This is a genomic window from Dyella japonica A8, assembly GCF_000725385.1.
In the GTDB taxonomy this organism is placed as follows: Bacteria; Pseudomonadota; Gammaproteobacteria; order Xanthomonadales; family Rhodanobacteraceae; genus Dyella; species Dyella japonica_C.
The window spans coordinates 178,914-192,209 of record NZ_CP008884.1 but is presented as its reverse complement, the minus strand read 5'-3'; the positions used below and the strand labels follow the sequence as shown (position 1 = coordinate 192,209).

Sequence of the window (13,296 nt, the reverse complement as noted above, 5' to 3'; positions counted from 1 at the left end):
ACCGGACCTGTGGTGGGGCCGATCCTAGCACCGGCTTTCCATGCAGCAACATCACCCGGTGTCGCTCAAACTTCCGCTTTAAACGTCCGACCCAGGGGCTTGCCGGGGCCCACGTAATGGCGGAACAGATAGAACAGCGGACGGTAACGTTGCGGGTCGACATGTTGCGTGCCGGGCACGGTAACGTTTTCGTGCGCATGCACGTGCAGCACTTCCAGTTCGATGATGGCGTAGCCGCCCGCGCTGTCGCGCCATGCTTCCAGCGGACGTTCGACCTCGAGCAGCACCTGGGCTTCCAGTTGCAGCGGGCATTCCATGATGCGCGGTGGCCTCACCGTGAGTGAAGGAAGTTCGTGCCAGCCGCCCAGCGCGAACTTGTCCGCTTCGTGTCGATAGCCGATGGCCTGTTTCCACGGCGGCACGGTCGCTTTGCCGGTGGTCGGGGCAATGCGTTCCACGCCGCGGTGCATGTCTTCGCCGGCAAGGTTGAGCACGCATTCACGCTCGCGCCGCAGGTTCGCCAGGCCCTGGCCACCGCCGGACAGGCCGATGACGATGCGGTCAGCCAACGCCCAGGCGGACGACATCGGCGTGATGTTGGTGGAGCCGTCCCGGTTGCGCGTGGTGATCAGTACCACTGGCGTGCCGAAGTAGAGGATGGACGGGTGGATGACCCGCGTGTCGGGAAAACGATGCATGTCCATGGCCCCAGTGTCCCGGTCTTTGCGACTGAATGTTTCGCCGGGCATCGAACCGTCCGTCGCCGTGGCGGCGTTAGACTCCGCGCATGAACGATGCGATCTCCCCAAGCCGTTACCAGCTGGCCGAGATCGGCGCGCTGCTTGCCGAACCGGCGCGTGCCGCCATGCTGCTGGCGCTTATCGACGGCACCATGCGTCCGGCCGGCGAGCTGGCCCGTGTGGCTGGCGTGGGCGCGGCGACGGGCAGTGCACATCTCAAGCGCCTGCTGGAGGGCGGCCTGCTTGCCGTGCACGAGCAGGGCCGTCATCGCTACTACCGCCTCGCCAACGACGACGTGGCCGCGCTGATCGAGGCGCTGGCACTGCCGCGTACGCGACCGGTGCTGCCCGACCCCAGCGGCGGCGATCGTCCCCTGCGCATGGCGCGTACCTGCTATCGCCATCTTGCGGGGCTGTTGGGCGTAGGCCTGTGCGATGCGTTGCTGCAGCGGGGTTTCGTGCAGGCGGCCAGCGAGGGCATGCGCCTGCATGACGAAGGCGCGCAGGCGCTGGTGGCGGCGGGACTGGATGCCGTGCGGGTGGAGGCGCTATTGCCCCTGGCTGGGCGCGGATGCCTGGACTGGACGGAGCGGCGGCTGCATCTGGGCGGCCCGCTGGGCGTGTCGTTGACCGAGGTGATGCTCGATGCAGGCTGGTTGCGCCGCCGCAGCGGCAGCCGTGCCTTGCAGCCCAGCGACGATGGCCTGCGCCGCCTGATCGCGCTGGGTGTGCCCTGGGAAAGCCGGCATTGAAGCGTGATGAACGGCCGGCTGCGTCGTGTGCCGACGCAGCCGCCGGACGTCTTTACGCCTGCTTGCTCTTGAAGATCTTGCGGAACAAGGCGCCGATGGCGGCGATACCGAGCACGATGAACTTCTTCAGCGCGAGCAGCAGCACGCCGAGCTTGGCGAACAGCCCGGCCTTGGCGGCAATGCCGCCGGCTACCAGCGCGGCAATGCCGTAGGCAGCGGCCTTGTCGGTACCGGCGTTGTAATCGGCGTAGCGCTCGCCCTGGTTGAACTCGGCCATGGCCACCACGTCGGGCATGTCCGCGCGCACCTTGTCGAGCTGGCCGATCGGCGCCACCGCATTGAGCGAGAGGTAACCGCGGCGACCCAGTACGCGGATGGCGTAGTTCAGCGTGTGGCCGCCATTGCTGCCGTCGGCCTTCCTGAACTGCAGGTCGCGGGCCCAGTACAGCTTGTGCGTGGAGGCGTCATAGTGCGGCGGTTCGGCCCAGCCCAGCAGGTCGATGGCGGGATAGCCGGCCTTGAGGCGCTCCTCGTTGCTTTCCTGCGTGGCCTTCTTCAGGTCTTTGAGCATGTCGTCGTAGTCGATCTTGGCGGCGTCCTTGTCGGACACGTAGCCTTCGTCGACAAAAGTGACGACCACCGCCCAGGCCTTCCCGTTGAGCACGGTGTGCGCGTCTGTGGTGGGCAGGATCATGCCGAGCACGCTGTTGTCAGGCGGGTTGCCCCAGGCCTGGGTCAGCACGCGCTGGGCGTCGCTGGCGGAGAGGAAGCTGTAGCCATCGGCCAGTTTCAGCGTGGCCTGTGCCTCAGGAATGGTGACGTCGCCGGTCGTCGGGTGCAGCGAGCTGACGAATTGCTCGGCGGTCACGTGGTGCTCGCCCTGTGCATCGGGCATGGCCGCGACGGGTGCGGCGAGAGTGAAGGCAGCCAGCAGCAGCGCCGGCATGAGCGTCTTGCGGAACATGGAATCCCCCTGGGTATCGTCCGTTGATACGCATCCCTCTCGATGCGGCCGCTGCTCCCCCTCAGGCGCAGCGGCACGGTCATCTTAGAGGGGTTTTGGGGTTCTTGCTCTGCGCTTGCCACTGCGCGCCAGCCCCGCCTCACCGTCATCCCCGCGAACCCCGCAAAAGGGGGCGAGAGCGGGGATGACGGTGAGGTGATCGGGTGGGCTTGTGGCGATCTTGAACGAGCCCTGCTCAGACCCAGGCCGGTTGAGGCTTTGCGAGGTTGGTGGGCGACGCTTGGTGCCGCCCGTAAGGCGCTGCCCTTTTCTAAACCGTCATTCCCGCGAAGGCGGGAATCCAGCGCCTTTCAGCTCTTGAGGGCCAAGGCACTGGATCCCCGCTCTCGCCCCCTTTTGCGGGGTTCGCGGGGATGACGGTGAGGGAGAGTGCCAGCGCATGGCGCATAGGTAGCGCATAACCCCGAAAGCGATGCAGGCCCGCCGTATCAGGGCGACTTGGGCGCGGGCGAGCGCTCGAAGCTACCTGCATCGCCCGGAAACACCACGGGGCTTTCGTAGCCCGCGGCGGACACGGCCGAGACACCGAAGAACCAGTCGTCGATCACCACATCCTTGATCACGGCCTGGTCGGCATCGCCCACCGCGCGGCTGTACTGCCATTGCGGCGCGGTGGTGTCGCGCCAGTGCACGACATAACCGGTGGCGCCCGGCACCTTTTTCCAGTGCACGGTGGTGTCGGTGGCGAGCGCGCCTTCGATGCTCACGCCGGTGGGTGGCGCGGGCGCGCGGCTCATGGCCGCCATGGTCACCGTGTTGAGTGCGGTGACGCGGGCGAGATAACGGAAATCGACACCGTCGATGGTGTCGCCGTACTTGATGCCCTTGTCGGTGCGCAGGTCCTGGTGCTGGCGGGTGTAGTCCTCGTGGCCCTCGGTGACGCGCACGCCCGGATAACCCGCTTCCAGGAACGGCACCTGGTCGCCACCGCGGCTGTAGCGGTCGGTGCGGTAGACCATGTGCACGCGCAGGTCGGGCAGGGTGGTGGTGGCGATCTGTTCCATGTAGCGCGCCACGTTGCGCGAGGGCGAGTCCACTTCACCGCCGTGATAGGCGCGGTACTTCGCCTGTTCCGGCGTTTCGTTGCTCTTGGTGCCTTCGGAGAAGATGCGCACCGTGGTGTTGTCCAGCACACCGTTCTGGCCGTGGCTGTTGCCGACGATGTCGTTGTTGAGATCCGCCTGCACCTGCCAGCCCTGCGCGGTGGCGTAGTCGGCCAGTACCTTGCCGCCGTACAGGCCCTGTTCTTCACCGGACAGCGCGGCGAATACCAGCGTGGCGTCGTTGTCTTCCTTCGACAGCAGGCGCGCGGCTTCCATCAGCGCGGCGACGCCGGAGGCATCGTCGTTCGCGCCGGGCGCGTCGGACTTGGCGTTCATCACGTCGGTGACGCGCGAGTCGAGGTGGCCGGTCATCACAATCACGCGCTTGGGATCGGTCTTGCCGCGCTTGATCGCCACTACGTCCATCACTTCCGTGGGCTGCGGAATGCGCTTGCCGGTGAACACCTGCGAGGGCGTGACGATCTCGATGCAGCCGCCGCATTCCTTGGAGATGGCCTCGAACTGCGATTTCACCCAGCGCCTTGCAGCGCCGATGCCGCGCTTGTTCGACTGGGTGTCCGACAGCGTGTGGCGGGTGCCGAAGCCCACCAGCGTCTCGATGGTGGCGTGCAATCGGGCTTCGCTGGGTGCGGTGGACAGCGTGAGCAGGGAGGGCTGCGCGTGCGGCTGTACGGGCGTCTCGTCGGCGTAGGCGGCGGAGACGGCCAGGCTCAGGGCCAGCGGCAGCAGAAGAGGGACGTGGCGCATCGAAAGCTCCGGGCAAGGTAACGCCCCACTGTAACGCCGCCCGGGTAGTGTCACCCCTGCCGAACGGCAGGGGGCGCATAGCCCGGCTCAGCGGGCCGGCGGCACCAGGGTGATCTCGAACAGCTTCGGCCAGCGTTTGCCGGTGACGAACAGGCGGTCATGCTGGGCGTCGTAGGCAATGCCGTTGAGCACGTCGTTGCCCGGATCGGGCAGGCTGCCGACGTCGAAGAGGCCGGCGAGGTCGATCCAGCCGGTCACGCGGCCAGTGGCCGGATCAATGCGCGCGATGCGGTCGGTGAGCCACACGTTGGCGTAGATCTCACCCTTCACCCATTCCAGCTCGTTGAGGTTGGTCACCGGCTGGCCGTTGTCGGTGACCAGGATGCTGCCAACGGACGCCAGCGTCTGCGGATCGAGCACGCGCAGCACGGCCGAGCCGTCGCTCATGTAGATGTGCTTGTTGTCGCGCGTCAGTGCCCAGCCCTCGCCGGGATAGTTGAAGGTGCGCTGCGGCTTGAACGTCGCCATGTCGTAGACGAAGCCCAACTGGTCCTTCCAGGTGAGCTGCACGATGCGCGAGCCCCAGTCCACGATGCCCTCGCCGAAATACTTCGCCGGCAGGTCGTGGCGCTGCACCACCTTGCCGCTTTCCAGTTCCACCTTGCGCACGGTCGATGAGCCGGCCTCGCCCGTGCTCTCGTACAGGTAGCCATCCTTGTAGAACAAGCCCTCGGTATAGGCCGAGGTGTCATGCGGGTAGGCATGCACCACGCGGAAACCGTAGACCGGCGTGGTGGCGTGGGCGGTGGTGGCGAGTGCGCCAAGCGCGGCGAAGGCGAGCCAGCGGATCATCAGGCGGTTTCCGTGCGGTGACAGGTGGGCATCAGTGCAGGGCGCGAACGCGGAAGTTGCGGCCCTTGATCTTGCCCGCGCGCAGCCGCTCCAGCGCCTTGTTCGCAAGATCGCGCCGGATCGCGACATAGGCGCGCGTGGCAAACACGTCGATCTTGCCGATGTCCTTGCCCTCCAGCCCCGCATCGCCGGTGAGCGCGCCGAGGATGTCGCCCGGACGCAGTTTGTCCTGCCGGCCCGCGTCGATCACCAGCGTCTTCATCGGCGCCAGGTTGAGCTGCTTGCCGCGCGGCGGCGACACCCGCAGCGGGTGCCACGGCAATGGATGGCCGAGCTGCTCCTCGATGTTCTGCGCCTTGGGGCGCTCGCGCGGTGTCACCAGGGTAATGGCCAGGCCATCCTCGCCCGCGCGGCCGGTGCGGCCCACACGGTGGGTGTGCGTATCCGGGTCGTGCGCGATGTCATAGCTCACGACCAGCGGCAACGAGGCGATATCCAGGCCGCGCGCGGCCACGTCGGTAGCCACCAGAACGCAGCAGCTGCGGTTGGCGAACTGCACCAGCACTTCGTCGCGGTCGCGCTGTTCCATGTCGCCATGCAGGGCGAGCGCGGAGAAACCGCGTCGATCCAGCTCCTGCGCCACGGCGTCCACGTCCTTGCGCATATTGCAGAACACCAGCGCATGCTGCGCCTGCTCCGTGCTGAGCGTGCCCTTGGCAAGCAACTGCGCCAGCGCGTCCAGCTTGTGCGCCGGTTCCACTTCGTGGAAGCGCTGCTCGATGGTGGACTCCTCGTGCGGTGCCTCCACCGTCACTTCCACCGGATCGCGCTGCAGGCGCTTGCTCACCTGGCGGATCTCCTCCGCATAAGTGGCCGAGAACAGCAGCGTCTGGTGGTGCTTGGCGATGCGCCCGACGATGTCGTCGATGGCCTCGCTGAAGCCCATGTCGAGCATGCGGTCCGCTTCGTCCAGCACCAGCGTTTTGATACCGCCGCCGTGCAGGCTGCCGCGCTTGAGGTGCTCCTGCACGCGGCCGGGCGTGCCGACCACAATGTGCGGATCATGCGTGAGCGAGGCGAGCTGCGGGCCCAGCGGCATGCCGCCGCACAGCGTCAGCAGCTTCACGTTGGGAATATTGGCCGCCAGCTTGCGGATGGATTTGCTGACCTGGTCGGCCAGCTCGCGGGTGGGGCAGAGCACTAGCGCCTGCAGGCGGATGGTGTCGACGTCCAGGTGCTGCAGCAGGCCCAGCCCGAAGGCGGCGGTCTTGCCGCTGCCGGTGCGGGCCTGCGCGATCACGTCGCGGCCTTCCAGGATGGGTGGCAGGCTCTGCGCCTGTACCGGGGTCATCTCGGTGTAGCCGAGGGTCTCCACGCTGGCGAGCAGCGCGGGCTTGAGCGGGAGCGTGCGGAAATCAGTCATGCGCCATGATCGCATGGCGGGGTGAAGACGTGGTCTGGGCCACCGGGCGATGTCGCCCCGGCACCCAGCCCATGCGTGCCACAACCTTCACACCGTCATCCCCGCGAATGCGGGGATTCAGTGCCTTTCAATCGTGCAGGAGCCTCGCAGAAAGTCCCTGGATCCCCGCCGCCGCGGGGATGACGAGCAAGATCAAGAACGCGGGCCCACGCCGCGATTGAGCAGGTGCAGCGCTACGGCGGCGAAGCCGAATCAGCTCTGCATGTCTTCCAGTTCCATCCCCTTGGTCTCGCGCACGGCCTTCATCACGAAGACCAGCGAGATCAGGGCGAACGCGGCGTAGAGGCCATAGGCGAACGACAGGCCCACTTCGGACAGCGCCGGGAAGGTGCTGGTGATGACGAAGTTGGCCAGCCACTGCGCGGCGGCGGCCACGGCGAGCGCAATGGCGCGGATGCGGTTGGGGAACATCTCGCCCAGCAGTACCCATACCATCGGGCCCCAGCTCAGGCCGAAGAACACGACATAGGCATTGGCCGACACCAGCGCCACCATGTTCCACGGCGCCGGCAGGCTCAGGTTCGCACCGGCCCCGGTGGCCTGCGAGAAGCACCAGGCCATCGCACCCAGCGTGATGGTCATGCCGGCCGAGCCGATCACCAGCAGCGGCTTGCGGCCGATGCGATCCACCAGCGCGATGGCCACCAGGGTCACCAGCACGTTCACCACCGACGTGGCGACGGTGATGGAGAACGAATCGGATTCACTGAAGCCCACCGAGTGCCACAGCGTGGACGAGTAATAGAAGATGACGTTGATGCCCACGAACTGCTGGAACACCGACAGCAGGATGCCGATCCACACCACCGGCAGCAGGCCCAGGCGCGGGCCGCGCAGGTCCTTGAGGGTGGGGCGGTATTCCGAATGCAGGCTGTCCTGGATGTCCTTCACCTTGGCATCCAGTGCGGCATCGTTGTGCATGTCCAGCACCTGGCGCAGCACGTCCTTCGCTTCGGCCAGCCGGCCCTTGGCGACCAGGTGGCGCGGCGATTCCGGCACGCCCAGCACCAGCGAGCCGTAGACCAGCGCCGGCACCACGGCGACGAGGAACATCCAGCGCCACGCGGCCAGGCCCAGCCACAGCGTATGCGCCGCGCCACCGGCCGTACCGGCCAGCCACGCGTCACTGAGCAATGCGGCGAAGATGCCGAGCACGATCGCCAGCTGCTGCAGCGAACCGAGCCGGCCGCGCACGGCGGCCGGCGAGATTTCCGCGATATAGGTCGGCGCGATCACGGAGGCCACGCCCACGCCGATACCGCCCACCAGACGCCAGAACACGAGGCTGCCCACGCCGGTGACCAGACCCGAACCCAGCGCGCTCAGCGCGAGAAACAAGGCCGCCACCTGCATGGCGCGAACGCGCCCGAAGCGATCCGCCAACGGGCCCGCGTACCAGGCGCCGGCCGCGGAGCCGAGCAGGGCACACGACACCGCGAAACCGATGCGCGCCGCGTCCAGCCCGAAATTGCCGCGCACGGCATCGACGGCGCCGTTGATCACGGCGGTGTCGAAACCGAACAGGAAACCACCAAGCGCGGCGGCGGCCGCAATCAACACCACGCGCGCGGTGGCGTGCTGCCCAAGATCATCGACGGCGTTCTTCGACGCCGGTGTGGAATTCAGATTCATTGCCTCTCCCCGATTCTGAGTCCGGCGATTCTGCGATGGCGTCGCCGATTCATCGAAGTGAATACGTATGCACCAGCGGGGAGGGGATGTCGAGCGATGGGTGCGTTTGTAACGGTTTGTGCGGGTGCGTTCGGAGGTATGTGTTCGATGGGGCCTTTGGTGGGTGGGTTTGGGTGAGGTGGGGTGGGTTGTGCTGTTGCGATGCAGCACGTTTGCTGGGGTTGGGGATGTGGGTGGGCTGGCGAGGGGGAGAGGAGGTCCGTTGAGTCGATGCTCGTCTTCCTCGCCCCCTGCTGGGTGTGCGGGAGCGGGGTGGGTGTGGTTTGGAGGGGGTGAGGGCAGGGATGAGGGGCTTGCCTTACCGCTTGGCCTCTTCCGCCGTCATCCCTGCGAAGGCAGGAGGCGCTTTTCAACAGCCGAAGGGCTGGTCATCCAGTGACTTTGCTTTTGACCTTCGGCTGCTGTGATCCCGCGACCTGGCTCGCCTGCCGCGGGCTTCCGCCCTCCTGCCGGAGGGCGGGTCACTTTTCTTTGCTTGCCCAAAGAAAAGTAACCCAAAGAAAGGGCCCCCCGGATGACGCGCCTTGCGGGCCTTCGGCCCTCCAGGTTCGCGGGCGGGTTACGGGGACCAGGGAGATCAAAAGCCAAAAGCCAAAAGCCAAAAGCCAAAAGCCAAAAGCCAAAAGCCAAAAGCCAAAAGCCAAAAGCCAAAAGCCAAAAGCCAGAGCAAGGGCCCGAGCCTCTGGCGGAGCATCTCAAACAGGCGGAACCCTTGTGGGAGCGCACCCTGTGCGCGACAGCGGCGTCTCGTGCTCACCGCTCCGTTGGCTTGTCGCGCACAGGGTGCGCTCCCACAGAAAAGCGGGCGGCGGCGCGTATCACGACCGCGCCAAAGGAAAGCGAGGCTCCGCTTTAAGTCCTCATCGCCATGGCGCGTTGCGAAGCGCTGGGAAGTACCCGCTGTGTAGAGGCGAAGGTTGCCGTGTAGCAACTTTCCTCAAGCGCTCGGGCTTATCCTGACGACATGCTGCCAGCTCTAGCTCTCAAGGCCATTCTCTTTGGGTTACTTTTCTTTTGGGCCAGCAAAAGAAAAGTGACTCGGCCTTCGGCAGAAGGTCGAAACGCCCGCTGCGTAAGCGGCCAGGTCGCGGCATCACGGCAACCGAAGGTCAAAGGCAAAGTCACTGGATGACCAGCCCTTCGGCTGTTGAAAAGCGCCTCCTGCCTCCGCAGGGATGACGGCTAAAGAATGAAGCGGTGAGGCAGGCCCTACCCCTCACGTCAGCCCTATACCTTCAAAATCGAAGCCGTCCATGGCCGCTCCCCCGTGCGCATCAAAGAGGAAAGGGGAAAAGAAGCGTCCCGCGAAAACCAACTACCACTGCGTCCGCTGCGGCAACAACCCCTTCAACTCCGCATCCGTCAGATTGCGCCACTGCCCCGGCTTCAGATGCCCCAGCTTCACGTTGATGATCCGCACGCGCCGCAACTGCGTCACGCGGTAACCAAACGCCGCCGCCATCAAACGAATCTGCCGGTTCAGACCCTGCGTCAGGATGATGGCAAACCCAAATTTCGCGATCTTGCGCACCTTGCAAGGCTTGGTCATCTGCCCATGGATGCGCACGCCGCGCGCCATGCCCTGCAGGAACTCATCGGTCACCGCCTTGTTCACCGCCACCAGGTATTCCTTCTCGTGATTGTTCTCCGAGCGCAGGATCTCGTTGACGATGTCGCCGTTGCTGGTGAGCAGGATCAGGCCTTCGGAGTCCTTGTCCAGGCGACCAATGGGGAAGATGCGTTCCTGGTGGTCGACGAAGTCGACGATGTTGTCCTTCACCGTGCTGTCGGTGGTGCAGGTGACGCCCACCGGCTTGTTCAGTGCGATATATACGGCGCGCTTGGCCGAGGGCGTATGCGCAAGGATGCGCGCCTTGACGAGCTCGCCGTCCACGCGCACTTCGTCGCCTTCCAGCGCTTTCGCACCGGTGGTGACGACTTCACCGTTGATGGTGACGCGGCCGGCCAGCAGCAGTTCGTCCGCCTCGCGGCGGGAGCAGATGCCGGCTTCGCTGATGTATTTGTTGACGCGCATGGATGGAATGTACCTAAACTTTCATCACCGTCATCCCCGCGAACCCCGCAAAAGGGGGCGAGGGCGGGGATCCAGTGCCTTTTCACGCTGATTGGAACCTTGCAAAAAAGACGCTGGATCCCCGCCCTCGCCCCCTTTTGCGGGGTTCGCGGGGATGACGAGCAAATTCACGAGCGCAAGCCGACGCCGCGCTTGAGCAGGTGCAACGCCACGGCGGCCAGGCCGACCACGAACACCAGCATCACCGCAAAGGCCACGCCGATCTGCACGTCGCTCACGCCGAGCACGCCGAAGCGGAACGCGTTCACCATGTACAGGATGGGATTGACCATGGAGATGCTGCGCCAGGGTTCGCCCAGCAGGTCCACCGAGTAGAACACGCCGCCCAGGTAGGTGAGCGGAGTGAGCACGAAGGTGGGGACCAGGGCGATGTCGTCGAACTTCTTGGCGAACACCGCGTTGACGAAGCCGGCCAGCGAGAAGACCGTGGCACCAAGCAGCACCGACAGGAAGGTGATGATCGGATGCGCCACGTGCAGGTCGGTGAAGAACAGCGCGATCAGCAGCACCAGCCCGCCGACCACCAGGCCGCGCGCCACGGCGCCGACCACGTAGCCGAGCAGGATCACCCAGTTGGGCATCGGCGACACCAGCATCTCTTCCACCGCGCGGCTGAACTTGGCGCCGAAGAACGAGCTGGAGATGTTGCCGTAGCTGTTGGTGATGATGCTCATCATCACCAAGCCGGGCACGATGTACTGCATGTAGGTGAAGCCGTGCATCTGGCCGATGCGGCTGCCGATCAGCTTGCCGAAGATGACGAAGTACAGCGTCATCGTGATGGCGGGCGGGATCAGCGTCTGCGTCCAGATGCGCATGATGCGCACGATTTCGCGGCGGACGATGGTGTTGAGTGCAACGAGGTTGCCTGCGCCGTTCATGCGACCTTCTCCGTGGTGTCCTTGCGGCCCTGCTCCTGTCGACCATTTTCGACGAGTCGCACGAACAGTTCTTCCAGCCGGTTGGTCTTGTTGCGCATCGAGGTCACCGTGACGCCGCGTTCGCTCAGGCCGGCGAACAGCGAGTTGAGGTCGTGCGAGCGGGACATTTCCGCCTCTACCGTGTGGTCGTCCACGCGACGCAGCGTGATGCCCTGGATGGCGGGCAGGTCGGCAGGCAGGTGGTTCACGTCGAGCACGAAGGTTTCGACGTCCAGCGAGGCCAGCAGGCGCTTCATCGAGGTGTTCTCCACGATGGTGCCGTGGTCGATGATGGCGATGTTGCGGCAGAGCTGCTCGGCTTCCTCAAGGTAGTGCGTGGTGAGGATCACCGTGGTGCCGGCGGCGTTGATGCCGCTGACGAACTGCCACATGGAACGGCGGATCTCGATGTCCACGCCCGCCGTCGGCTCGTCGAGGATGAGCAGCTTGGGCTCGTTCATCATCGCGCGGGCGATCATCAGGCGGCGCTTCATGCCGCCGGAGAGCATGCGCGCCTGATGCTGGGCCTTGTCCCACAGGCGCAATTCCTTGAGGTACTTCTCCGCGCGTTCGGCGGCGACCTTGCGCGGAATGCCGTAGAAGCCGGCCTCGTTCACGCAGATGTCGAACGGCTTCTCGAACTGGTTGAAGTTGATCTCCTGGGGGACCAGGCCGATCAGCTGCATGGCCTTGCCACGCTGCTTGTTCACCGACACGCCGAACACCTTCGCGTCGCCGTCCGAGGCGTTGACCAGGGAGGAGAGGATGCCGATGAGGGTGGATTTGCCGGCGCCATTGGGGCCCAGCAGGGCGAAGAAATCGCCGGGCTGGACCGTGAGACTGATGCCTTTGAGGGCTTCGACGCCGTTGCTATAGGTCTTGCGCAGGTTTTCGACGACCAGCGCGGGTGTTGAACTGGGGGACATGGGCTGCACCGGAGGGGCCAGCCTTCTATTATACGTGGCTTCCCATACCGCTCCGTTCAGGAACGGGACCTTCACTGTTTCCCCCGGAAGACCCATGGCCGACCATTTCCAGCTCCGTCTCGTTGACTCCACCATGCTGGCACCCACGGTGCGGCACATGGCGTTCGAGCGCGTCGACGGCCAGCCGTTGGCCTTCACCCCGGGGCAGTTCCTGCAGATCCACTTCCATTACGAAGACGGCACGGCCACCAAGCGCAGCTATTCGGTGGGCACGGTGGGGGATGGCTCCTCGCCGGTGCAGCGCATCGAAATCGCCGTGAGCTACGTGGAGGGCGGCGCCGCCACCAAGCTGCTGGGCGAGCTGCCGATCGGCGGCGACATCAACGCCAGCGGCCCGTACGGCCGTTTCTGCCTGCAGGCGGGCGATACCAATGCCCGCTACCTGCTGCTGGCCACCGGCACCGGCGTCACGCCGTACCGCGCCATGCTTCCGCAGATCGCCGAGCTGGTGAAGCAAGGCCGGGAAGTGGTGCTGCTGTACGGCGCCCGTAACGAGACCGAGCTGCTCTATGGGGACCAGTTCGAGGCCTTCGCCCAGGCCAACCCGGGCTTCCACTTCTATGGCTGCCTGAGCCGCCAGCCCCGGACGGAGCCCCGCCCGACCGACCGCCCGGGCCATGTGCAGAACGTGCTGGCCGAGCTGGCGCCCAGCGCCGACCGGGACATCGCCTACCTGTGCGGTAACCCCAACATGGTCGACGCCGCCTTCACCACCCTGAAGGACTTCGGCCTGCCGGTGATGCATATCCGCCGCGAGAAGTACGTTTCCTCACGTTGATTGGCGGAAGCGGTTTCTAAACCGTTGCCAACAAAGCACTCAAGTTCGGCTGAGACTGGCCGCTAACCGGATCAGCCCCGGCGACGCCCCTCGCCTCTTCCCAACGTAGTTCTACGTATGCCCTTGGTGGGGGTGCGTCAAAAGTGTGACTTGGTTCACGCCC

11 protein-coding genes are annotated in these 13,296 nt (G+C 65.4%); 2 read left to right on the top strand and 9 right to left on the bottom strand.

Annotation, left to right across the window (positions count from 1 at the left end):
• Positions 1 to 65: 65 nt before the first annotated feature.
• Complete coding sequence (locus HY57_RS00800; RefSeq protein WP_019463707.1) at positions 66 to 704, bottom strand: flavin reductase family protein; 639 nt, start codon at positions 702 to 704, stop codon at positions 66 to 68.
• A gap of 83 nt (positions 705 to 787) precedes the next feature.
• Here HY57_RS00800 and HY57_RS00795 point away from each other — a divergent pair, with 83 nt between their 5' ends.
• On the top strand, positions 788 to 1,492 hold the full coding sequence (locus HY57_RS00795; RefSeq protein ID WP_019463706.1) for an ArsR/SmtB family transcription factor: 705 nt from the start codon (positions 788 to 790) through the stop codon (positions 1,490 to 1,492).
• Between the two features lie 52 nt (positions 1,493 to 1,544).
• Here HY57_RS00795 and HY57_RS00790 read toward each other — a convergent pair whose 3' ends face one another.
• The 8 genes from HY57_RS00790 to HY57_RS00755 form a co-directional block, all read right to left on the bottom strand.
• Positions 1,545 to 2,456 (bottom strand): DUF2167 domain-containing protein, encoded by a 912-nt coding sequence (locus tag HY57_RS00790; RefSeq protein ID WP_019463705.1) that lies wholly within the window; start codon positions 2,454 to 2,456, stop codon positions 1,545 to 1,547.
• Positions 2,457 to 2,944: 488 nt separating this feature from the next.
• Complete coding sequence (locus HY57_RS00785) at positions 2,945 to 4,327, bottom strand: M28 family metallopeptidase (RefSeq protein ID WP_019463704.1); 1,383 nt, start codon at positions 4,325 to 4,327, stop codon at positions 2,945 to 2,947.
• An 87-nt stretch (positions 4,328 to 4,414) separates the two neighbouring features.
• A complete protein-coding gene (locus HY57_RS00780) occupies positions 4,415 to 5,179 on the bottom strand; it encodes a glutaminyl-peptide cyclotransferase (RefSeq protein WP_019463703.1) in 765 nt (254 codons plus the stop codon).
• 31 nt (positions 5,180 to 5,210) lie between these two features.
• Positions 5,211 to 6,602, bottom strand: coding sequence for an ATP-dependent RNA helicase DbpA (gene dbpA / locus HY57_RS00775; protein ID WP_019463702.1), 1,392 nt, complete (start codon positions 6,600 to 6,602; stop codon positions 5,211 to 5,213).
• Positions 6,603 to 6,854: 252 nt separating this feature from the next.
• Positions 6,855 to 8,504 carry a sugar porter family MFS transporter gene (locus tag HY57_RS00770; protein ID WP_268746178.1) on the bottom strand — a complete coding sequence of 550 codons (1,650 nt, stop codon included), beginning with the start codon at positions 8,502 to 8,504 and terminating at the stop codon, positions 6,855 to 6,857.
• 1,165 nt (positions 8,505 to 9,669) lie between these two features.
• Positions 9,670 to 10,389 carry a 23S rRNA pseudouridine(2604) synthase RluF gene (rluF, locus tag HY57_RS00765; RefSeq protein ID WP_019463492.1) on the bottom strand — a complete coding sequence of 240 codons (720 nt, stop codon included), beginning with the start codon at positions 10,387 to 10,389 and terminating at the stop codon, positions 9,670 to 9,672.
• Positions 10,390 to 10,556: 167 nt separating this feature from the next.
• Positions 10,557 to 11,330: an ABC transporter permease gene (locus tag HY57_RS00760; RefSeq protein WP_019464357.1), complete on the bottom strand. Its 774-nt coding sequence runs from the start codon at positions 11,328 to 11,330 to the stop codon at positions 10,557 to 10,559.
• Entirely contained in the window at positions 11,327 to 12,295 is a 969-nt protein-coding gene (locus tag HY57_RS00755) for an ABC transporter ATP-binding protein (protein ID WP_019464356.1), read from the bottom strand. Before HY57_RS00755 ends, HY57_RS00760 begins: the two co-directional genes overlap by 4 nt.
• Positions 12,296 to 12,389: 94 nt before the next feature.
• On the opposite strand from HY57_RS00755, the gene HY57_RS00750 reads away from it, so the two are divergent.
• The gene (locus tag HY57_RS00750; protein WP_019464355.1) at positions 12,390 to 13,133 is read left to right on the top strand and encodes an FAD-binding oxidoreductase; all 744 of its coding nucleotides are present in this window, start codon (positions 12,390 to 12,392) and stop codon (positions 13,131 to 13,133) included.
• Positions 13,134 to 13,296: the final 163 nt, after the last annotated feature.

Excerpts from the sequence above, each read along its gene's own strand:
- HY57_RS00800 (WP_019463707.1), bottom strand. The coding sequence starts at position 704 with ATGGACATGCATCGTTTTCCCGACACGCGGGTCATCCACCCGTCCATC.
- HY57_RS00795 (WP_019463706.1), top strand. The coding sequence starts at position 788 with ATGAACGATGCGATCTCCCCAAGCCGTTACCAGCTGGCCGAGATCGGC.
- HY57_RS00790 (WP_019463705.1), bottom strand. The coding sequence starts at position 2,456 with ATGTTCCGCAAGACGCTCATGCCGGCGCTGCTGCTGGCTGCCTTCACT.
- HY57_RS00785 (WP_019463704.1), bottom strand. The coding sequence starts at position 4,327 with ATGCGCCACGTCCCTCTTCTGCTGCCGCTGGCCCTGAGCCTGGCCGTC.
- HY57_RS00780 (WP_019463703.1), bottom strand. The coding sequence starts at position 5,179 with ATGATCCGCTGGCTCGCCTTCGCCGCGCTTGGCGCACTCGCCACCACC.
- dbpA (WP_019463702.1), bottom strand. The coding sequence starts at position 6,602 with ATGACTGATTTCCGCACGCTCCCGCTCAAGCCCGCGCTGCTCGCCAGC.
- rluF (WP_019463492.1), bottom strand. The coding sequence starts at position 10,389 with ATGCGCGTCAACAAATACATCAGCGAAGCCGGCATCTGCTCCCGCCGC.
- HY57_RS00760 (WP_019464357.1), bottom strand. The coding sequence starts at position 11,330 with ATGAACGGCGCAGGCAACCTCGTTGCACTCAACACCATCGTCCGCCGC.
- HY57_RS00755 (WP_019464356.1), bottom strand. The coding sequence starts at position 12,295 with ATGTCCCCCAGTTCAACACCCGCGCTGGTCGTCGAAAACCTGCGCAAG.
- HY57_RS00750 (WP_019464355.1), top strand. The coding sequence starts at position 12,390 with ATGGCCGACCATTTCCAGCTCCGTCTCGTTGACTCCACCATGCTGGCA.